We start from the raw sequence: 21977 nt of genomic DNA on the forward strand, positions 1-21977 counted from the left end.
TTACTTCGTTAAGCTAATGTCCCAGTCTTTCCAAATGGCTTCATATCCTTGTTTGTGAATCATTTCTGCGATTTCTTCAGCTGTTCTTTCATCCGAAATTTCGAACTGTTCCAGGGATTGGGGTTCCACTGCATAGCCTCCCGGATTGGTCTTCGAACCCGCGCTGATGGAGGTGATGCCCAGTTTAATAATGTTGTCCCGGAAGGCGACAGACTCCCTGGTAGAGATCGACAATTCCACTTCTTCATTGAACAGGCGATAAGCACAGATGAGCTGCACCAGCTCCCTGTCGTTCATAGCCACCTTTGGTTCCAGGCCGCCACTAAAGGGACGGAGTCTGGGAAAAGAGATGCTGTATTTGCTTTGCCAGTATTGCTTTTCCAGGTAGTTCAGGTGGAGTGCGGTAAAAAAAGAATCCGTTCGCCAGTCTTCCAGGCCAATCAGCACCCCTAAGCCCATTTTGTGGATTCCTGCCTTTCCTAATCGGTCCGGGGTGTCCAGGCGGTATTGAAAATTGGATTTTTTTCCCTTTGGGTGGTGCTTTTTGTAATCTTCCTCGTGATAGGTTTCCTGATAAACAAGCACCGTATTCAATCCATAAGGGGTCAGTTCCTGATAATCGGAAAGGTCGAGGGGTTGCACTTCCATGGAGATATGGGCAAAATGCGGTCTGATCAGCTCCAGTACTTTTTTGAAATAGTCGGTGTGGACGCTTTGATTGGCTTCGCCTGTTACTAAAAGTACATGGTCGTAGCCCATTTCTTTGATCACTACCACTTCTTCCATGATTTCCATTGGCGAGAGGGTCTTGCGTTTCACCTTGTTGTCGTAACTAAAGCCACAATAGGTGCAGATGTTGTTGCACTCATTGGACAGATAGAGGGGGACATACATCTGGATGGTATTTCCGAAGCGCTTTAAAGTAAGCTGCTGGCTCAACTGCGCCATTCTTTCCAGGTAAGGTGCCGCCGCAGGGGAGATCAGGGCTTTAAAGTCTTCCAAAGTTCTTTTGGGCGCATTTAATGCCTGTTCTACATCTACACTGGTCTTGGCGTAAATGCTCCTGCTGGTTTCGTCCCAGTTGTGGCGTTCAAAAATATCGTTAAAACTCATCGTCTAAGAATGCGGTTAAGGGGCTGCTGGCAACAGCCTGTGAGTAAACCTGACCTAATCTCGCCTCATAAGCCATTCTGCCTGCCTGAACAGCTATTTTAAAGGCTTCAGCCATTTTTGCCGGGTTTCCGGATACGGCTATAGCAGTGTTCACCAATACGGCATCTGCGCCGATTTCCATCGCTTTGGCTGCATCCGAAGGGGAGCCGATCCCGGCATCGATGATTACGGGTACATTGCTCTGGCTGATGATGATTTCGAGGAAATCTATGGTTTTTAGCCCTTTGTTGCTACCTATAGGGGAACCCAGGGGCATTACAGCGGCTGTTCCTGCATCTTCCAGTCTTTTACAAAGGACAGGGTCTGCATGGATATAAGGGAGGATGATGAAGCCTAATTTTGCCAGCTCTTCTGTTGCTTTCAGTGTTTCTATGGGGTCTGGCATGAGGTATTTTGGGTCCGGATGAATTTCCAGCTTTATCCAGTTTGTTTCCAGGGCTTCCCTTGCCATTTGTGCGGCAAATACCGCTTCTTTGGCGTTTCTTACCCCGGAGGTATTGGGTAAAAGGTTGATTTGCGGATGATTCAGGTGTTTTAAGAGGTCGTCTGCCTCATCGTTCAGGTCTACCCGTTTCAGGGCAACTGTTACCAGTTCCGAGCCGGAGGCCAATAAAGCGGCTTCCATTGCTTCCGGAGAACTGAATTTTCCGGTGCCGGTAAACAGGCGGGAATTGAATGTTTTGTCTGCTATTTTTAACATTTTCTTTTAGAGTTTTGAGGTGTGGGAAGCAGGGTGTTTTTCCAGTTCAGCATACATGTTTTTTATGCGTTCCCGGGCATCTGTTTTTCCGGTTAAAGCACCCGAAACAGCGACTCCGTGGAGGCCCGTTTTCAGGATTTCCGGCAGGTCTTCAGGAGCGATTCCGCCAATGGCAATAATGGGGGTAATGATGCCTTCTTTTTTCACCTGTTCCATGATTTTCTGATAACCTTCCAGGCCAAGAACCGGGCTTAAATTTTTCTTCGTATTGGTGAAACGGTAGGGGCCTAAACCGATATAATCTGCCCCTTCTGCGACTCTTTTTTTGATGTCTTGCAACGTGTTTGCCGTTCCACCTATTTTTATTTCTTTACCTGTTATTAATCTGGCCTTTGTGATGCTCATGTCATTTAATCCTAAATGTAAACCATAGGCAGAAACGGCCTTTGAAACAGCTGGAAAATCGTTAATAATCAAGTGGGCTGCAAATTTTTTGCAGAGCTCGTTTGCAGCTTTAGCCAGGGTTAAAACTTCGCTTTCCGGCAGGTCTTTTACCCGGAGCTGAATCCATTTTCCGCCTGCATTCAGGACCTGTTCTATGGCCTCCAGGTGGCTGATTTTTTCGCTGGATTGGGAGATGTAATGTAGTCTGTCTATCATGAGGAATGGTAGCCCAAAAGGCTGGGGTTACTATGGAGAAAATTATAGGTGTATTGCTTTGCCAGAAGGCAGGATTCGCTGAGGCTTTTTCCTAAGGCCAGCTCCGCCGAGATGGCGGCAGAGAGGACACATCCGGAACCATGTTTCTGAAAGATTTCTGAGGACGCAGGTTTCAGTTCCAGGCGTTGTGTTGCCTGGTATAGAAAATCTGTGCCGGGGGCCGTGCTGTTATGCCCGCCCTTCAAAAGTACGGCAAGGTCTTGCGACCAGTCTTTACATACCGCATGGACTTCCTGTCCTGAACCGAGGCTTTCCATTTCAAGAAAATTAGGCGTAATCAAATAGAGCCGTTTTAAGACGTTTTTTAGTTTTTCCGGGTACACATTCCACTCGTGGAATTTATAGCCGGCACTGGCCTTTAAAATCGGGTCTACGATAATTTTAATCTCCGGGTTATGTAAGCTCAGATCAATGCAGACTTCTTCCAGGGTATCCAGGTCTTTGATCAGTCCGATCTTTGCCACTGGTACCGGGAACTTTTTCAGCAGTGGCCGGAACTGTGCGATGATTTGTTCTGCACTCATCCAGTCGTTCTGCAGGAAGTCTGCATCCGTCTGGATGGTCAGGGCCGAACAGATTCCAAATCCGTAAACCCGGTGTGCTTCGAAACACTTCAGATCGGAGAGTACTCCTGCTCCGGCGCTGGGGTCGAAGCCGGCAATGCTGATTACATAGGGTCGTTGTGCTGACATTTTTCCAGGCTCTTTTTAAAATTCATGACGGCCAGTTCAGGTTCGTTCCAAAGACAGCCAAGCAGCGCTGCACCTTCAAAATTCATCTGCCTGAGCAATGGGATTTTTTCTGCATCTATTCCGCCAAGGGCAACCACTTTCAGTCCTGTCGGATTCTTCAGCAGGAAGCCTTCGGGCAGGGTAGAAGGATAGTCTTTTTTGGAGATACTTTGAAATACCGGGCCGTAAAATGTGTAATTAAAATATTTCAAATCAGTTAATTGATCTATTTGATGTATAGAAGTACTTAAGATAATGTCTTCCGAAGGCGGGAGGAGGAGGTGTTTCCCGCTCTTCCTTTGAAGCTCCGGAAAGTGGAGTCTCCGGATTCCAAAATCTGCGGCCAGTTCATGGAACTGATGCAGGGCAACACGCTCCCGGTACTCCGGAAGAATGTTGCCAAGCAGTGCTTCATACCTGTGCTTTTCCATCCCCTCTTTGCGAAGGTGAAAGCGCTCCATTCCCGACTCAAAAAGCTGGTTGATGAGGCTGGCTTCTCCTTCAAAAAAGCCGGGACTGGAAATCACGATCAATTCCATTTACAAATAAATTTCGCTTCCTTTTTCTGCGAACTCCTTAGATTTTTCTGCCATGCCTTTGCTCAGGGCATCCGCTTCGTCTACTCCTTGTTTGGCAGCATAGTCTCTCACGTCCTGTGTGATTTTCATCGAGCAGAAGTTAGGGCCGCACATCGAACAGAAGTGGGCGATCTTGGCGCCATCTGCGGGGAGGGTCTCATCATGGAACTCTTTTGCCGTATCCGGATCCAGGGAAAGGTTAAACTGATCTTCCCAGCGGAATTCGAACCTCGCCTTGCTCAGGGCATTGTCGCGGTACTGTGCACCCGGATGTCCTTTTGCAAGATCGGCCGCATGTGCCGCGATTTTGTAGGTGATCACCCCATCCTTCACATCTTTCTTGTTGGGAAGGCCAAGGTGTTCTTTTGGTGTTACATAGCACAACATCGCAGTACCGAACCATCCGATCATTGCAGCCCCAATGGCAGAAGTGATGTGGTCATAACCCGGAGCGATATCCGTGGTCAGGGGGCCTAAAGTGTAAAACGGCGCCTCAGAGCAATGTTCCAGTTGTTTCTCCATGTTTTCCTTGATCAGGTGCATCGGAACGTGTCCCGGGCCTTCAATGATCGTTTGTATGTCATGTTTCCAGGCGATCTTGGTCAGCTCACCAAGGGTTTCCAGTTCAGCGAACTGCGCTTCGTCATTTGCATCGGCAATACAACCTGGTCTTAAGCCGTCGCCAAGTGAGAAAGCAACATCATAAGCCTTCATGATCTCACAGATTTCCTCGAAGTGAGTGTAAAGGAAACTTTCTTTATGATGTGCAAGGCACCATTTTGCCATGATTGATCCGCCGCGTGATACAATTCCGGTGACCCTTTTTGCTGTCATAGGAATGTAGCGCAACAGTACGCCGGCATGGATCGTGAAATAATCCACTCCTTGTTCGGCCTGTTCGATCAGGGTATCCCTGAACAGTTCCCAGGTTAAGTCTTCGGCCTTGCCGTTTACTTTTTCCAAAGCCTGGTAAATCGGAACAGTCCCGATCGGAACAGGCGAGTTGCGGATGATCCACTCTCTGGTTTCATGAATGTTTTTACCCGTGGATAAATCCATGATCGTATCTGCACCCCATCTGCAGGCCCATACTGCTTTTTCTACTTCTTCTTCGATCGAAGAGGTTACTGCAGAATTTCCGATGTTGGCATTGATTTTTACCAGAAAATTCCGACCGATGATCATCGGCTCCAGTTCCGGGTGATTGATGTTGCAGGGGATGACTGCCCTTCCGGAAGCCACTTCCTGTCTGACAAACTCAGGGGTGATGTACCCCTTTGGGGTGTTTGCACCGAAGCTATGACCTTGATGCTGATGAGCCATGACGCCATATTGTGCACCCAACTGTTCATTCAAAAGATCGATCCTTTGGTTTTCCCTGATGGCGATATACTCCATCTCCGCAGTGATGATTCCTTTTTTAGCATAATGCATCTGGGACACATTGCTGCCCGGAGTGGCCTTGTAAGGTTTGGTGATATAGGCGAAACGCAGGTCGTTCAGTCTGGCATCTGCCAGTCGCTCCTGACCATAATCCGATGAAATCTGGTCCAGTTGTTCCACATCCTGGCGGTCGGTGATCCATTTCTCCCTTAATTTTGGCAAACCACGTTTCACATCGATGTCTGCATTCGGGTCGGTGTAGGGACCACTCGTGTCGTAAATCGTGACTGGTGGGTTAGGTTCTGTGGCGCCAAATCCGTTGTGGATTTTGGTGTCACTCAAGGTAATTTCACGCATGGCCACCTGGATATCATGGAGCTGACCTTGTACAAAAATCTTTTTGGATGCCGGAAAAGGAGTTCGGCTGATGACTTGTTCGTCTGGCGTCTTTTCGTGTTTCATAATTTCTTAATTGAGAAGTTTTATTTGCTGGATTGGTATGTTTTGAGGGGTTTAACCGCCCTGGGTGGCCTTGATGACCGTGATGCGGTCGCCGGGTTGAAGTTGCCGCCCGGGCCAGTCGGTTTTGGGGATAATGGTTTGATTGATGGCCACAGCAATTCCCTGAACAGGGATTTTAAGGACCTCTGCAAGCATTTGTTCTACGGAACAAGTGTCGTTAAGCTGGTAGTTTTTTTGATTTACAGTTATTTCCATATTTTGAAAAATTGGAAAAACTATAGGCATGACCTTTTTACAGGCATGAAAAGACGGCAACACAAGTTGCTTCTACTTTTCCCTTCGGCAGTACTAACTGCATCAGGTTCAAAGGGTATTTCTCAGCGCAAGGCACCCCTAAAGTTTTTTGTAAAACTAGATTATTTTTTTGAAAAAAAGAAACACAGGTCTTTTGGCCTGTGTTTGCTGGTGTTTTTCGTTTTCTGGTGATGAAAAAGCAACCATGATATGATTCCCGGACATGAAAGATTGGTTCCGGGTTTTATTCTCTGATCTTCGGTTGGAATTGTAATCCCGAAGATTGCCAGCTGGAGTCCCAGGGTAAGTTAAATTCCCCATCACTAACCGACGCGTCTAAGATCGCCGCAGGATTGAATTCTTTATGGTTTATCGGGATCTTTACTTGCTGCTGGCTGTGATAGTCATAATAATAAAGCAACATGCCAGTGATACAGATACATCCATCAGGGATTTCCACTTTCCATTCCCGGGCAGGGATGATTTTTTGGTCATTCGATATTTGCAGAGGTTCCAGGTTGATTTGTTTCTCAAAGCCTGTTCTGATGGATATCAGATAGATCATCAGTTCCAGGGTACAGATATTGCTTTTGGTGGGGAATTTGAAGTCGGTCTGAATCTCGCAATCAGGAAGGCGAATCAGCAGCTCCCGTCCTGATAACTGCACTGATGGCACCAGCCATAAACTGTTCTTCAGAGGAGAAGCGACATTGAAATCAAAACCATTCAGTCTTTGGAAATAATCAGTTTTAAATTCGTACCTTTCAGTTTCAGGTTGATAACATTGCCTGAAGATCGCGAAATTTTCTTTGTTGAACCGGTTTACCATTTCTCCATCATAATGGTCGCCCATCACGTAGCCAAAGTTTTTTCGGACACAAAGAGAGAAGCTGCTGGCTTTCCCAAATACCCGGGCGGTTGTTTTGGTCGCTTTTGTTTGTTTTATATGGCCTTTTCCTATTTTTCTCTGAAGGATCTGACCCTTTTTGTCTGTTTTGAATGTGAGGTTTCCAATCGTTCCGATTAGAAATTTCCCTTTTAATCTTGCCATTTTTGAATAATTTAAATTTAAGTTCAAGTTAATCAATGTTTGAGTTGGATCCAAGCTCAGTTCGATCTATGTCCATAGATGTTTCAGGACAGGTAAATATTGAGTCCACGTTTTTTCCGGAAAAACGTGGACTCACCGTGGACTCACTGTGCACTTTCCGTGGACTCAGTACGAGTCAATATCGACCACAATACGGGCGAAACGAAGGGGCATGTCAAATTAACTTTAATGGGGGCTAAACAGAAATTTTTAGCAATGAGCGGAGATTTTTACGTTAAATCAATATGCGTATTTTTGTATATAATTTACGGGAAAGGTAAAATTGTTGACATAATTATGACTTTATGCAGGTTTAACTCTTTCTTAGTCAGCGGTCTTAAAGTCAATCAGGTAAGGTTTCAATCTTGTTCCGTCCTGTTTTCTGAAAACATCTGAAATCAAGATCTGATAATGTTGATTTGGTTTTAAATCAGCTTCAAGTGTCAGGGATTTCCGGTCGGAGGACCAGGTCTTTTCCAGCTTGATTTTGGGTGTAAATTCCTTTCCAAGTGGTCCAAAGTCGATCCCGGTACTTTTTCCATTTAAAGGCTCAGAAAAGGTAACCGTTATTTTTGTGAGCCCCGATTTCACTTTTTGACTGCCATTTTTGAAAGGTTCTACAGCTACCACCTCAGGTCTTTGTTTTTCATAGTCCTGACGCAGCGTTTTTAAGGTCTTGGGAAGGAGTTTAGTTGCATTTACAATGCGTTCCACTTCTTTTTCATTTTTGTAGTCAAGTTCAATGAGTTCTTTGATTGCTTTTGTTTTATCTTTCGATAAATCATAATATCTTTCACAAATTTCGTAACCCACATAATAGCCCAGGTCTCTTATTTTCAATTGATTTCTGTTTTGGCCCCATAGCCAGTTGTAGTCGTTGCTGCCATTGAATAAATCGGATACAAACTGTTTGACGACTTCTTTCTGATGGGCTTTTCCAAATTCTATGGCCGGACTGCTCGATGCTTTACCCGTTACTTTGCAGGAGATAAATTCTGCGACCCCTTCGTACAGGCACATGGAGATTAGATTTTCGACCAATTCTTTTTGTTGGGTATGGATATATTCATGCGTGCATAATAAAGCAATGTTTTTTCTGGGGAAGTATTCTTTAAAAAATGGTTGTTGCCATTCAGGAAGTTCATCAATAACGGTGGAATGATCAGCCAGAGACATTTCGCTGCCAATTAAAACGCTGTTCTCCTGTATGGTTCCATTGGTTCTGAGCGCGCCAACAGAGAAATAAACGGTGGAAGGTTTTAAGTCCGGATAAGCGAGTTTCAATTTGTTGAGGTCTGTCTCAATTTCCGGGTATAGTTCTTTGGAATTTAGGGTATTTGCTTTTAAGGAGTTCCAGAATTTCGGATATTTGTTGATGGCATCAATAAAGTCTTTACTGGTATAATTGCGGACTTCAATCAGACTTTTTAACCCCGGTGTCCCTTTGTCGATGTAAAGTTCTTTTAGAAATTTATATTGTTCAACACTATCTTTTGTAGCCGTGATTTTTTCGTAAGCCATCCAGAAGTTGTCAATGTCTGTTGATACAAAGGATTGTTTGCCGGTCTGGCTGTAAGAAGGAATGGCCAGAATAAGGCCGATGATGCTGAAAATTAGTTTTCTCATGTTTTTCTTTTACTAATGCAGGGCTGAACATTTTCTCCAGCCCTTTATTTATCACAAATATTATAATTATTTCAAATCGGAGCCTTTCGTAGCAAATTTTCTTGTTAAATGGTCTCAAAAGCTTGCCCTATGCATTCAATACCAGCTTCAGTGTGACTTAATGTCTAAGTTTGAAGTAGCCGCCTGCTAGAATTGCTAAGCAGAAAATAAGCGTAGAAATTGTCTGTAGCGTTATTCCTTCTTTTGTGATCATGAAAACACAGGCACACATAAAAATAAGACCAATAAATAACATTAGAAAACCTGTGTAATTATTTGATCGTTTTTCTTTTTGAATGGTCTGCTGTTGAGTGTCGATATTTTTTCTTCTCGCAATATCCCGTGCAAGGTCTTCATTGTCACAGGCAATTCGATAGTCAGTGGAATGATTTTTAAATTTATCCGATAAAAACCTGTCGTATCCTGTTAAATTGGAGAAGATGTTTCCGTCAATATGATAAGCTACTTCATTCGCATTGTCGTTTTTTATGGCATTGATCTCCTCTTTTAAACTTTTGATGAGCAAATGAATATCACTAAAATCAGCCATTTCCATCAATGCTAATTCCAGAACATCATTGTTATCGAATGTCAGATCCAAATAGCTGATGAAATCATGGTAAAGCGCTGTTTCCTTTGAAAAATGTTTGTTTATGAATTTTGCTCCCTCAGCTGCATTTTTCAAAAAATCAGTCTTTGAAATTTTTAACGTTGTTGATGAGCTGTCTTGTTCTGCATATGCTTCGTATTGTTCTTCGTTCAGGTTGTCAACTTTAATCATTTCCGGTTCAGTTTTTTCAACCGTGTCCAGGTCAATAAGTGTCAGCCAAAAAAATGGAATACTGTTATTGGCTTCAAAAAGTTCTTTGGATTTGTCTTTTGAAGTCTTTATTAAATAAGTTCTATGTCCCATAATAACCGGATTTTTATGAAAAATCGCCTGTCTGTTTTGCTCAGTCTTTGAATATTGCTGCTAACATTGAGGACTTCATGATGATGGTATCCTTATTTGAAATATTCGTAGCTGATACTTAGCAAGTAGGGATTGCTATACGGACCTTCGTTCCGCTTAAAGGAACTTTTTAGCGTCGTCATTTTTCCATCACTTAATACATATTCGTGCATCGTTGATTTATATCCGTTTAAGTTCTCTATAACCAGGTTGTTCTGCGCATTTTTTGTATAAGTTGTAGTTTCAATCTGATCCCTGCTATCCGTTTTAACAGTTAGTGGAAGATCCCAATTTGTATTGCCGTAACACACCTGGTTAGATCTGTCGCCATCTTTTGCTGCTTCTTTAATACAGGTGTTGGTGTTATTTATGCTGAGCTTTGTTTCGTAGCCTTTATCCAGGGTCATATCTGCATAATCGTCTTCTGTTATACGATATTTCTGAACCTCAAAAAATATTTTGCCGACCAGCTTGTTTACTTTCAGGTAATTACGGTCTTTGATGATCACGGTGTCCCCATGGTAATAGAAATTGATCACCTGATCACGTTTTTTAACAACTAAGGGGAGGTTATTTTGGTAGCTGATGCTCGTACTATCCCGCTTTTCCTCAATGGTCTGTGTAAGCTGACCTTTGTTGTTCAATTTAAGTACAATTTGTTTCTCCTGATCTGCTTCAGACTGAACCGTGATTCTGCTCAGCTTGTTTACATCTAAAAATTGAAAAGGTATAACCGTTTCACCAAATATTTCGTTTTGCAATAATACATTCATATTGGCTATTAATTGGGTGGCTGGATGTATTGTCTTTTGAAAATTTGCAATGGCCAGACTGTCCCTTAAAAAATCTTTATAATAAGCTGATGTTTTGTTTTCAACTGTTTCTTTGGCGACAGCTTCTGTCAGCAAAACCATTTTTTTACGGTTAACTGTACTGTCATTTTCTTTTCCACTCCAGTAGACAAACCCTTCATGTCTCTGCTGTCTGTCCAGTAAATTTAATATTTGATGTTTTTTGTTTGGTATCTCTATGTAGGTGTTCCGAAATACATGGTGATAACTGAATTTATCTTCGGGAAAGTTTCGTTGCAATTCGTCCCATTCTCTTTTATTGTGGCCCGAGAGGGCATAGTAACTATTGTTTAAATCGTTCTTTGTGGGCTGTTTTCTATATATTCTACTTTCTGTGTCTGCCATCCATTTCACATCGTAAATGATAATGTGTGCTTTGTTGCTTTCCAATTTCAGGGTGTCGCAGGTGGTACAAATCCGTTCTTTCCTGAATTTGGTCGCTTCGGAGCTTTCCATGACAGTGGGTACTGCATGATTACCCATCTCCTCAGAAATAAGAGGTTCTGATTGAGGTTCTGGCTCAGGCCTTACGATTTTTGGAGGAGTAAAGCGTTTGATTTTTGGCGGCTGAACTTTTGACGGTACACTTTTTTTAGCAGTCTTTTTTTGTGCGATAGCCAGGTTTGTGAACACAGACAACAAAAGAAATAGAAGTAGATATTTTTTCATGGTTTAAAAAGAGAAAAAACCGGACCAGTTTTGGTTAATTATGCCGGTTTATGTTAAAAAAAGTTAAAGTATTTGCTAAAATATAGAAAAGTCGCTGGGCTTTAATAAAGAAGGGCTATTTTAGAAAAATAAATATGAAAACTGCTACGCTATATTTTCTGACCAGAATACTTGTTTTGTTTTTTGCCATCCTGGCTTTTTATATGTGCGCGGTATATCTATTGCCAAAAAGCATCAGAGAAGATCAGTTTTCCTTTGTAGCTGAATTAGACCTGTTTATTCAATTGACCACAATTTTTTGTCTGAGTTATTGTGCTTTCGTTTACTGGGAGCGGGATAAGTTCATCAGGAAACAGCATCCAAATCATGCTACTATGGCTTTAGTCTTGCTGATCATAGGCTCCATAGTTTCTTTAATATCAATCTTTATAGCCTTCAATTTATAAGAGGACAGGGTCAGTAATAAAAAGACCTGGTCTTCCCCGGGATTTTATGTTCATTTCTTCCCGGATTATATTCGTCCATTTTGAGGAGTTTTTTAAAAGGATAGCTGAAACTCAGGTACTCATCTTTAGGAGGAGCGGGGCTGCCATCATCACAATCCCCATAGGTATAAGCAACACTTACTTTGCTGGTGGAGAAATTGATGTCATACTCAAAATCAAAAGCGCAGGTGTCATAATCATTGTAAGTGGAGCCGATCAGGTACCAGTCTCCTTTTTGGTAACGCAAAATGCTTTTATATTTATGAGAATGTCTGGAGTTGGAATTGAAAACCTGTTCGATGATCAGGGTATTATTTTTGATGTTCATGTTCAGGTCTGGTATTTCTTCGAAAATCCGGCCATAGCGCTCGTATTCCCAGACCACAGAATGATTCTCTTTCCAGAGTCTGATCTTTCCATTTTCTCTTTTGCAGATGTAAAGGACCCTGTAGAAACCATCTTCACCACTTTTTCGGGTGGTGTTATAGATGTAGACGATTTCATTGATGCCATCCTTATCCAGGTCTCCTTCAGTTTTCAGCACTTCCTTAAAACCTGCAGGAGGATGAAAATCTTTAAGTTCCTGTGCATGGCCTTTTACACAAAAAAATAGCAGGCAGATGAAGAGGTATTTCATTTGATGTGGTTTTGATCTGTTGCAAACTTAACATCTCCTGCTATAATTGAGCAATTCATTTGACAATTGCCTCGTTTGGATTGTTTTTCGTGAGTGATCGGTTTTTTTCTGCGGGAGCAATTCTATATTACTTTGGCAATTCAGGCGAACGTTCTTTCCATGATGCTCCGGAGATTGCTTCCATAAAGGAAATGATTGCATCTCTTTCCATTTTGCTTAGCATTAAACCACGGAGGAGTTTGTCATTCTTAGGATATAGCGGATCATTTTCCTGTCCGGGTCTGCGTTTTTGATGAGGCATGCCGGCGTTGTACATGTTCATGACACCATCCATGTTATCGAACAAGCCATTGTGAAACCATGGGCCTGTCCGCATCACATTGCGTAGTCCCGGGGTTCTGAACTTTCCTACATCCTCCGGTTTTTTGGTAATGTTATACAACCCGAGGTCTTCATATTTACGGCCGTAGTAGGTGAGGCCCAGATTGTGAAAGTCACCATCTGTAAATAAAGGACCATTATGACAATTGACACAGCGTGCCTTTGTGCGGAACAAATGTAAACCCAGGATCTGCTGATCGGTCATTCTTTTTTTATTCCCTTCCAGGAAGTAGTCGAAATCTGATTTTCTGCTTACAATTGTTCGCTGATAGGTGGCAAGGGCAGAAAGTATTCTTTCCTCTGTCACTTTTTTATCCCCGAAAGCTGCACTGAACAGGGGTTGATAACCTTTGATCTTTTGCAGTTTGGAAGGCAGTTTTTTTAAATCCTGATGCATTTCTATTGGATTGGTAATCGGATTTGCAGCCTGGTCTTCCAATCCCTCTGCCCGGCCGTCCCAGAAAAGCTTCTTAAAGGACCATACGTTCTCCAGGGTAGGGGTATTTCTCTTTCCTGCGGCGTGATCATGACCAATGGCAACCTCACGGCCATCCGCCCAGTTTAAGTCTGATGCGTGGCAGCTGGAGCAGGAAATCTGATTGGAACCGGAAAGACGGGGATCAAAGAACAAGGTTTTGCCCAATGAGATGATGCCTTTCAGCTTTCCTTTTTGTCCTTCAAGAGGGGATGGGGGAAGGACTCCTAATTCCAGGAAGTTAACCCCCGAATCGATATTGGGTTTTGGCCATTGATCCGGAGATTTAGAATAGACCTTACGTAAAGAGTCTATTGGAATTTCGTCATCAGGAAGAAATTCATACGACCTGAAGGACAGAAATAACAAGATAAACAGCGATCCGCTAAGGATAGAAAACACCTTTTTCATGGACTAAAAGTAAAGATTTAAAGATAGACTGGTAGAAAATCTGTTGTTGCCGGGACTTGAAATAACCACTCGGTCCAGGGTTTTAAATTTAAGGGCATCCATATAACTGAATCCAAGTCTGATGCCGGTCTGGATCTTTTTGTAGGTTGGGAAATTGTAATCTGCAGCTAATGAACCGCCAAAAAAGGAAGAGGTATGGTACAGGTAGTCGTTATACACCACCATTCTGGTGAATACGGTTTCATTTGCCTTTGGAACCACAAACTGATCATTTAAGTTCATGGAATAAATACCGTTGGCATGTATTCCCCAGCTTTGGTTTCCTTTAAGTTGTTTGCTGAAACCAATTCCCGCATTTACTTTCAGGCGGTTATAGCCAAGGATGCTTCCGGTTGATCCGTCCTGACGTTCTTCTCCATCTTTGGCCAGCCCAAGGACATAATTGTAGCTGGTACTTCCTGAAGTACTCAGAAAAGCCTTTGCACTCCATTGGTTCTGATTATAGAGGTAATTATTCGCCTTAGCCGGATATTTAAAATCAGTTCCGTCCATATTCAGGTAGTTCAGGCTGATCACCAGATTGTTGTTTTGTATTTTCTTTTGCCAGATCAGGTCGAAATTATAAGTAGTAAGTGTATAATCGTTAATCTTCCCTCCATTATTGGAGTCGACGAGTCTATTTATGAATTTTTGTTTTTCTTCCAGATATGAGGCATTGAATGCCAGGTTTCCGAATTTTTCACTTCCATAACTAAGGTAAGCATCAAAGCCATATCTTGACATGTCATTTCGGAAATCTTTGCCTGTAGCCTTTTCTGATTCTGTGTTGTATCCATTGATGACATGGGTGATGAAGTCAATGTAATCCAGGTTGGAAATCTTGTCGGGGTTTTTATAAGAGACATTTGTATTTTCCTCTCCATATCCATACCTGATTCCAAGTCCGGCTTTCAGATTTTCAGAAAGCTGATATCCGATGCTACCCTGCAAATTTAGCTGGTAATCCTTCAGAGTGCCTCTTGGGTCATTTGTCGAATAATGGTCGCCGATTCTATAATCAACCCCAATGGCAAGGGGTAGGTTTTTCGCCAGCATATTTCTTTCTGCAGTTGCGCTTAACTGATAGATCACCCGCTGGTAGTTTACGTTGGCTGCGGATCCATAATAATAAGGACTACTCGGATTGTTTCTGGTCTGATGGGCCCATCTGGTGCTGTCTTCTACTATTTTGTGATAAGAGAAAGCACCCCATAAGGCGATGTCAGCCAGTGTTGATTTTCCCTCTGTGGCCAGGTAAGTATCTTTGATTTTACTGCCGGATTGAAGAGGGATGTAGCCCCCTTTCGAAAATTGGTGACCAATGCTGATCGTGTTAAATCCATCAGGCATCGAAGCACTGAAGAATGCTTTTCCTCTCTTAAACTGATATTGGGCAAAGGATGCGGAGTCTGCTGCAAATATTCTGTTCTTCAGACTGATTATACCAGTGGTATCTGTCTTTTGTGCCTGAACACAAAAGACAGATACCTGTAAGATTAAAATTAGGAGCTGTATCTTTTTCATTGCTTATTTGAAGCCTTTAGGCAGGGCTCTATCAAGATAATCGAAGTCTTCTGAAGAGTTATTGGTGTCTTTCAGTATTCTTCTGCCATTGACTGTTTTTTGTGTTTTTCTGATGACCGATTGAGAAGAGTATTCTCCGTTTGGTGGAAAAGTTAACCCTGCATCAATATGGGCAGGTAGCTTTTTAGGAAAGCGGTCAGCTGAAATGTTAGATTGAATTTCTACCCCATCTATCACGTATTTTAAGGGAATCTGATAGTATTTTCTAGCCGTTGGTTTGGGGGCTGCTATCGTTGGCTCATTGTATGATGGCCAGTCTTTTACCTTCTGAGTTCCGTCAACTTTAAAAATAACATAACTGTCGCGGCCTTTATTGTCCAGGATCAGGTCGCCTCCTACATAGGAAAGGACTTCCACGTTGGGTACCAGAGGATTATCTATATCGGAAGGATAAGGAGTTTCGCCGGGTAAATTTCCATAGTAGGTTTCAAAATCAGCTTTGCTCAGGTCTATGGTTAATTCAGGCTTTTTAACTGAATAAACCTTTCCGTTATTTCCGGTAAAAGGAGATTTATGGTTTAATGCTGTTTGAGCCAGGACAATACTTTCCCCTGGTTGCACCGGATATTGTTTGCCGGAACCGGGAATCATTAATAAGGTTTTTACATAGACGTAATCCTTGTTTGCATTAACGTTAGCTGGCATGCCTGGTGATTTAGACCAGTCCAGTTGTCCACCTGGTAGATAATGAATGGAATTGACGGTGTTACTCACTCTGCCAAAGACCTGTCCAAAATATAAACTGTCTGCATAAAGCACTGCATCGGTATTGTTGTAGAATTCAATGAACTGATCTCTGAATCCTGCGCCATCAGTAGTATTGGAGCCGGTATAATAGATCTGTTTGATGATCCAGTCGCCGGATTTTCCTGCAATTAGCTTTAGCTCCAGACTTCCGTTGAAATCCGAACTGATCACCCTTCCCTTTTCAGATGCGTTGAATGTTACGGCATCTTCGGTTGGGATTCCGGTGATTCTCGAATATTCATCTGCCGGAATGCTGACTGTTGCATCAATATCATAGGAGCCAAGTGCGATTTCGCTAAAGGTTACTTTTCCATCCGTTGTAACCTGACGTTCCTGCGTGGCTTTGGTCTGAATGTTGGTGATCTTTACTTTAACATTGGTTAAGGGCAGGGTATAGCCCGAGCTGATATCGTATGAAACGCTGATTCCAAGGTCGATTGGTTTAATACCCGGGGTTTTATCTTTTTTACAAGCCAGCAGAATGCTGGATAGGCAAAGGGTAAATAGTAGTTTTTTCATAAAAATATATTAAAGTTTTAATGATAATTCAGCACCAAAAGTTGGGCTGGGATTTGGTGAAATAAAGGTGCCCCCTGCATTTGTATAGCTGGGTTGATAGTTGAATACGTTATAGACATTAAAAGAGAATTTGAAACGTTTTTTGATCTCCTTACTCAGACTTAGGTGATAGTTGGGAAGTATTCGCGGAAGATCATCCTCCTGAAAAGCCGATTTGGGAACAAAAAGCTCGTTGTAATAAGGATGATTGACATCGAAATTTGGAATGCTCACATATTCCAGATCATTGGTGTAATAACCTAATGGGATCCCTGCACTGGCCCTGTTTTTTGTTTTTTGCATCAGCCTGAAATCAGCTGTAAACTGTGCAATAAGACTGATTTTTGGGATGTGGGTGGTAGCGGTAATCCGGCCGTTACTCAGGTAAGAGGTCCGGTTATTGGGCTCATAAATACCGGTTTTCGGGTAATCTGGACCCGTGTTGTTCCCTGCAGCTATAGGTCTTAGGGCAGCTTCGGTGGTACTGGAATTTGTTCTGAAAATCCCTCCGCTGATGTTAAAGGAGGTCGCAATTGCTTCAATCGCCGGAGTGCTGAGCATCAGCTCCAGTCCGGTATTTGTAGAGCTCAGGCTGTTACTGAAGGTATAATAGTTCAGTTGGTATTTTCTGAATCCATCAGCAGTAAGTGTTGGTTTTTCTCCGGGATTGAATGTGGCCGTATATACCGGCAGAGTGATGTTTTTTAAATTGTTTATAGTGCTGATCCCGTTTTTAGAATCTTTATGGAAAGCTGTAACCGATAAGTTGAAATCGCTGATTTTAACCTGAGTAGTCAGTTCAAAAGTCTGACTTTGTGAGGATTTAAGGTTTTTGTTGGTTGGGTCGTATCGTTCCACATAGAGTAGGTACATGCTTTCCTTAACATTTCCATTGTAACTGAGTACCATGGGGATTTCCATAAAGGTGGGTCCTGGATAGCGCTGTGCAAGGCCCGGTGACTTAAACCCGATGCCATAGGCAAAGCCCACTTTTAGCTTGTCATTGATTTTGTAATTGATATTTGCCCTCGGAGCCACAGACGTATACCCATTCTGAACATCTAAGCGAACACCTGCACGGACATTGAGTTCTCTGTTTAGAACTTTTAATTTAAACAGGTCTTCCAGGTAAGCACCTACATCCTGCTGAGCTACTGCAAGATTGAAATCATAGTACCTGTCTGATCCAAATCTTCCTGTGCTGATACTTGAGGGGGAGCCTGACCCAAGTACTGATCTTGGTTTGTTGGGATCCGATAGTTGTCCTTCTCCTTTATTTATGCTGTAGTTGTAATTCGCGCCAAAAGATAAATAATGAATCAGCTTTCCGGTATTGAATTCTGAATTGAAATCAAGCCTCGTGGAAAGGCTGACAGGTCTTCCGTCTACCTGATAAACGGAGTTATAAATACCCGTATCGAAAATCCCTTCTGTGATTCCGGTCGTGGTGGCATCGGAATAAGCCACATAAGATTTATTGACATTTTCTTCTCTGTAAGTCTGCTGATGGCCCTCATTATATTTTACATTCAGGCTGATATTTTTCAGGAAATTACCTTTTAACCGATAGTTGAACCTGTTTCCAATTCCAAAGTTCCAGCTGTCGAATCGTGTTTTTGTGCTTTTAGGATTGTCAGGGTCAAATTTTATTCCGTCAAGGTTTTGTCCGTAATCTATGCTGAAAGTGTTCTTAAACTGGTTTTCAAGTCCAAATGAATTCGTCCACATGGCATTGGTATTGATTCTCCGGTAAGCTTTAAGTTTTTCTCTGTTATCTGCATAGGAGTTCACATAATTTACACCAATATTCAGCGCACCTGATTTCTCCCCCAGTTTAAAGCCTTTGGACAGGCCGTAGGAGGTGGCATTGTCCCTGACCTGCATACGGAGATAACCTGCTGACTTCCCTGCTTGTCTTTCGATGATAATTGCACCATCGGATAGATCTCCGTATTTTGCTGAAGGAACTCCGGCAATTACTTCTATACTTTCAATATTATCTGCCGGGATTTGTCTGAGATCTGTTCCCCCAAAGGTATAATCTCCGGAATACGATCTGTTTCTGCCTCCAACCAGGCCATAACTGGAAGGACTGTAGATATGGGAGCCAGACAATCCGGAGATGCCAGGGTTGTAACTCTGCATATTTGCATTGTTACTGATCGCCTGTCCATCCATGATGATCGCTATACCAAAGGAATTATTAAGTTCAAAAGGATCACTTTTAATTGTTGAAGGGAAGGTAGACCTTAAGGTCAGATTCTGCACATTTTGCAGTGATGGGGGGCTAATGGTGCGGTTTGGAATTTGGTTCAGCAAGTCATTTACACTCAAAGCCGGGATCTGCTCGATCATGTCGCGGTCAATGATAAACGATGAATTGCTGGTTCCCTGATAATCCCTTTTGGCGCTGATCGAGATTTCTTTAAGACTAAGGTCCAGAATTTTTAAAGTAATGATACCAAGGTCGATTTTTGAAGTACTTACTTTAACCACTCTTGTTAGTCTCTTAAATCCGATATAGGAAAACTCCAGGGTAATTTCCTGCTCCTGATTTCCGGAAGTAACTATCGAAAAACGGCCATCACTTTTTGTGATGGAATATTGATTGGTTTCTACCAGTTTAATATTCACCAGCTCGATTGCTTTCTGCTGTTCATCATAAACTTTCCCCGTTATGATGGCGCTATTTTGCGCATAGGTGGCTGTTGTAGCCACCATTAGAAGTGTAATGTATAGTAATTTCAATTTAGACTGATTCTAATCCCCGCTGCAAAAGTGTAAATTTTACACTAGCTATCCAAGTTATTTAGAATAATTCTATGTAACACTCTCTTTATAAAACTCAGCTCGCTGTAAAATATTGTTCATTATCAGGAATAGGGGGGCATGGAACAAAATGAATTGCTAAATTTGTCCGGATAATTGAATAACAATGATATCCAAACAAAAACACCGTTTCTTTTTAAGTCTGTTCTTTTTCATTTCTGGTTTCAGCTTTGCCACCTGGGCATCGCGGATTCCGACAATCAAAACGACATTCGGCTTTAATGAAGCGGAGTTGGGCAGCATCTTACTGGCTCTGCCTATCGGATCATTAATCGGTCTTCCCATTTCAGGATGGTTAATTTCCCGTTTCAATAGTAAAGTGCCATTGGCTGGTGGTTATGCTTTAAATGCCCTTGCCCTTGCTTTGATTGGTTTTTCACATAGCGTATTCAGCCTGGTGGTGGCGGTGATCCTGTTTGCATTTACCACAAGGATATTTAATATCTCTGTAAATACCCAGGCACTGACCCTTCAGAAGCAATTTGACAAGAAGATTATCGGATCTTTTCATGGTTACTGGAGTATTGGCGGGATTGCCGGGATCTTGCTTTCTACGCTTTTGCTGAGCTTAAACGTATCTATTCAGCTCCATTTCTCCATTGTTGCGGGTATTATGCTGATGGTTACGGCATACTCTTATCAGTTTCTACTGGGTGGCGACCGTTCAAAAACAGGAAATAAACTGATCCTTAGCAAGCCTGACCCTTATATCTTTTACCTCGGGATCGTAGTTTTCCTATGTGCAATCTGCGAAGGGGGGATGTTCGACTGGAGCGGGATCTATTTCCAGGAAATCGTCAAAGTAGAGATCTTTACTTATGGATACCTGATCTTTATGACCTTTATGGCAGCTTCCAGATTTCTGTCAGACCTTATCATTTCGAGGTTTGGGATGCCTAAAACCTATATCATGAGCGCTGTTTTTATCATTGGTGGAATCAGTCTGGCCATTATCTTTCCTACCTTCTGGACAGCGATGGCCGGGTTTTCACTGGTAGGATTCGGGACCGCATCAATCGTTCCTATGTCTTATGCTTTGGCTGGTGCCTCAAAAAAATACTCCCCGGGAATGGCGATTTCTATCATCGCCACTTATTCCATTACCGGGATGCTTCTGGGGCCACCGCTGATTGGTTACCTCGCGCATGCGTTTAACCTGAGGGTTTCCTTCATCATTTTTGCACTATGTGGCTTATTGTTGATCCCGATCACGAGGTTGTTTTTTAACCACCAAAAGATGATCGGTCAGGTTAACGATTAACGACATGAAAGATATCAAGGTCATAATTATTGTAGTATGTTCTTTATGGTTTGCCTCCTTTCTTTATAACAATTTCTTTTTAAAGAGCATGATTGTAGGGGAGTATGTAAATAGAAATTACGATTATAAACCAGTCGTTCCCGAAATTCCGTACGAACAGGACACCCTGAGGTTATTTGACAACAATCAATTTACCAGTAGATTCTGGGGAAAGGGAACTTATAAAATTTTCTATACAGGGGCCGGGACCAGGCTGGAACTTTCCTATCATGATGAATATGGAAAAGGAGGTTTTAACAGCCCGGTAACCAGACTTTCTTTTGGAAGACCCATTATCTGGCTGGACAGAGACCATAACCACTACCTGGAAAAGGTTATAAAAAACTGATAAGAGTTTTCGGGGAAGAATAGTAAACCTCCTCTGGATGATTGTCCGGCTAGGGACTGAGCTCCTCCCTTGTCTGGCGACTTTCTGTTCCAAACCTTCGTTCCTGAATTTCATCATAAGATTTTACATAATCAGGGTGCTCTGTGTTCATTAGTCTGTCCCAAAAACGGAAGTACAAACCATAATTTCCTTTAAATTTACTATGGTGGATGTTATGGTGTACTGAGGTGTTCAGCAATTCGAAAAGCGGAGAGTGTCTGAACCATTTCGGTGCAACTTCATATCCCAGATGCCCGTATACATTGATGATAAAACCGGAGATCGTGAATAAAGCGATGGCCAAAGGATGTAGCGGTAATATAAATACTAATAATACCAGGATGCCTGTTTCCGCAACTCCTTCTGTAAAATGAAAAGAATAAGAGGTCCAGGGGGAGGGATTCGTTGATTTATGGTGGAGTAAGTGGGTATGGCGGAATAATTTCGGATGGTGTAATAAGCGGTGCATCCAGTAAAAATAGGTGTCATGAATGACCAGACCTATCACTGCACTTAAAGGGATCCACCACCAGCTGTATTCCCCGATATTGGTGTAAATCAGGGTATAGTTCCGGAAGGGAGTGTAGATCACCAGATAAGCGATAACAGCCATAATCGCAGTAGACTGTACAGAATGCAGGATCTCCCGGATGAAATCCTTTGAACTGGCTGATTTGTGCTGGATTTTTAAGTTTTTAAGTTTTGTGCTGAAGAACCGGTAAAATAAAAGGAAAGGGATTCCTGCAATGAGGAAATAGCGCAGGATAGAAATGCTGAAAATTTGTGAGCCGATTGAAATTGCCTGTTCCATAATTTTGTGTTTTAATGAACATCAAAATTAGGCAGGGGCCAGGGCTGTACAGATTAACAAAAGA

20 protein-coding genes and 1 riboswitch are annotated in these 21977 nt (G+C 42.5%); of the genes, 3 read left to right on the forward strand and 17 right to left on the reverse strand.

Going from position 1 to position 21977, the window contains the following annotated elements:
* The 11 genes from thiH to BUC20_RS25475 form a co-directional block, all read right to left on the reverse strand.
* Window positions 1–1113: a 2-iminoacetate synthase ThiH gene (thiH, locus tag BUC20_RS25425; RefSeq protein WP_073234774.1), complete on the reverse strand. Its 1113-nt coding sequence runs from the start codon at window positions 1111–1113 to the stop codon at window positions 1–3.
* A complete protein-coding gene (locus BUC20_RS25430) occupies window positions 1103–1873 on the reverse strand; it encodes a thiazole synthase (RefSeq protein ID WP_073234777.1) in 771 nt (256 codons plus the stop codon). Before BUC20_RS25430 ends, thiH begins: the two co-directional genes overlap by 11 nt.
* Before the next feature lie 6 nt (window positions 1874–1879).
* On the reverse strand, window positions 1880–2533 hold the full coding sequence (locus BUC20_RS25435; RefSeq protein ID WP_073234778.1) for a thiamine phosphate synthase: 654 nt from the start codon (window positions 2531–2533) through the stop codon (window positions 1880–1882).
* Window positions 2530–3285 carry a hydroxymethylpyrimidine/phosphomethylpyrimidine kinase gene (locus tag BUC20_RS25440; RefSeq protein WP_073234781.1) on the reverse strand — a complete coding sequence of 252 codons (756 nt, stop codon included), beginning with the start codon at window positions 3283–3285 and terminating at the stop codon, window positions 2530–2532. Before BUC20_RS25440 ends, BUC20_RS25435 begins: the two co-directional genes overlap by 4 nt.
* On the reverse strand, window positions 3261–3863 hold the full coding sequence (locus BUC20_RS25445) for a thiamine phosphate synthase (protein WP_073234783.1): 603 nt from the start codon (window positions 3861–3863) through the stop codon (window positions 3261–3263). Before BUC20_RS25445 ends, BUC20_RS25440 begins: the two co-directional genes overlap by 25 nt.
* Complete coding sequence (thiC, locus tag BUC20_RS25450) at window positions 3864–5747, reverse strand: phosphomethylpyrimidine synthase ThiC (RefSeq protein WP_073234786.1); 1884 nt, start codon at window positions 5745–5747, stop codon at window positions 3864–3866. It lies immediately after the preceding gene.
* 51 nt (window positions 5748–5798) lie between these two features.
* Window positions 5799–6002, reverse strand: a complete 204-nt coding sequence (gene thiS, locus BUC20_RS25455; RefSeq protein WP_073234789.1) for a sulfur carrier protein ThiS — start codon at window positions 6000–6002, stop codon at window positions 5799–5801.
* A 62-nt stretch (window positions 6003–6064) separates the two neighbouring features.
* A riboswitch (TPP riboswitch) is annotated at window positions 6065–6152 on the reverse strand.
* A 133-nt stretch (window positions 6153–6285) separates the two neighbouring features.
* The gene (locus BUC20_RS25460) at window positions 6286–7092 is read right to left on the reverse strand and encodes a hypothetical protein (protein WP_073234792.1); all 807 of its coding nucleotides are present in this window, start codon (window positions 7090–7092) and stop codon (window positions 6286–6288) included.
* 363 nt (window positions 7093–7455) lie between these two features.
* Window positions 7456–8757 (reverse strand): gliding motility protein GldB-related protein, encoded by a 1302-nt coding sequence (locus tag BUC20_RS25465; RefSeq protein ID WP_073234794.1) that lies wholly within the window; start codon window positions 8755–8757, stop codon window positions 7456–7458.
* Window positions 8758–8914: 157 nt separating this feature from the next.
* Window positions 8915–9709 (reverse strand): hypothetical protein, encoded by a 795-nt coding sequence (locus tag BUC20_RS25470; RefSeq protein ID WP_073234797.1) that lies wholly within the window; start codon window positions 9707–9709, stop codon window positions 8915–8917.
* Between the two features lie 92 nt (window positions 9710–9801).
* The gene (locus tag BUC20_RS25475) at window positions 9802–11268 is read right to left on the reverse strand and encodes a hypothetical protein (protein ID WP_073234800.1); all 1467 of its coding nucleotides are present in this window, start codon (window positions 11266–11268) and stop codon (window positions 9802–9804) included.
* Between the two features lie 134 nt (window positions 11269–11402).
* On the opposite strand from BUC20_RS25475, the gene BUC20_RS25480 reads away from it, so the two are divergent.
* A complete protein-coding gene (locus BUC20_RS25480) occupies window positions 11403–11714 on the forward strand; it encodes a hypothetical protein (RefSeq protein WP_073234803.1) in 312 nt (103 codons plus the stop codon).
* A gap of 10 nt (window positions 11715–11724) precedes the next feature.
* On the opposite strand, the gene BUC20_RS25485 is transcribed toward BUC20_RS25480, so the two are convergent.
* The 5 genes from BUC20_RS25485 to BUC20_RS25505 all read right to left on the reverse strand — a co-directional run bounded on the left by BUC20_RS25485 (window position 11725) and on the right by BUC20_RS25505 (window position 19333).
* A complete protein-coding gene (locus tag BUC20_RS25485) occupies window positions 11725–12390 on the reverse strand; it encodes a hypothetical protein (protein WP_073234806.1) in 666 nt (221 codons plus the stop codon).
* Between the two features lie 127 nt (window positions 12391–12517).
* Window positions 12518–13657: a cytochrome-c peroxidase gene (locus tag BUC20_RS25490; protein ID WP_073234809.1), complete on the reverse strand. Its 1140-nt coding sequence runs from the start codon at window positions 13655–13657 to the stop codon at window positions 12518–12520.
* A gap of 3 nt (window positions 13658–13660) precedes the next feature.
* Window positions 13661–15220: a DUF6850 family outer membrane beta-barrel protein gene (locus BUC20_RS25495; protein WP_073234812.1), complete on the reverse strand. Its 1560-nt coding sequence runs from the start codon at window positions 15218–15220 to the stop codon at window positions 13661–13663.
* Between the two features lie 3 nt (window positions 15221–15223).
* Window positions 15224–16546, reverse strand: a complete 1323-nt coding sequence (locus BUC20_RS25500; protein ID WP_073234815.1) for a DUF4876 domain-containing protein — start codon at window positions 16544–16546, stop codon at window positions 15224–15226.
* A gap of 9 nt (window positions 16547–16555) precedes the next feature.
* Window positions 16556–19333 carry a TonB-dependent receptor gene (locus tag BUC20_RS25505; RefSeq protein ID WP_143166917.1) on the reverse strand — a complete coding sequence of 926 codons (2778 nt, stop codon included), beginning with the start codon at window positions 19331–19333 and terminating at the stop codon, window positions 16556–16558.
* A gap of 187 nt (window positions 19334–19520) precedes the next feature.
* Here BUC20_RS25505 and BUC20_RS25510 point away from each other — a divergent pair, with 187 nt between their 5' ends.
* Both BUC20_RS25510 and BUC20_RS25515 read left to right on the forward strand, forming a co-directional pair.
* A complete protein-coding gene (locus BUC20_RS25510; protein ID WP_073234821.1) occupies window positions 19521–20675 on the forward strand; it encodes an MFS transporter in 1155 nt (384 codons plus the stop codon).
* Between the two features lie 4 nt (window positions 20676–20679).
* Entirely contained in the window at window positions 20680–21063 is a 384-nt protein-coding gene (locus BUC20_RS25515; RefSeq protein WP_073234824.1) for a hypothetical protein, read from the forward strand.
* A 49-nt stretch (window positions 21064–21112) separates the two neighbouring features.
* Here BUC20_RS25515 and BUC20_RS25520 read toward each other — a convergent pair whose 3' ends face one another.
* Window positions 21113–21913, reverse strand: a complete 801-nt coding sequence (locus BUC20_RS25520) for a sterol desaturase family protein (protein WP_073234827.1) — start codon at window positions 21911–21913, stop codon at window positions 21113–21115.
* Between the last annotated feature and the right edge of the window lie 64 nt (window positions 21914–21977).

The sequence above is a fragment of the Pedobacter caeni genome, from assembly GCF_900129215.1.
In the GTDB taxonomy this organism is placed as follows: Bacteria; Bacteroidota; Bacteroidia; order Sphingobacteriales; family Sphingobacteriaceae; genus Pedobacter; species Pedobacter caeni.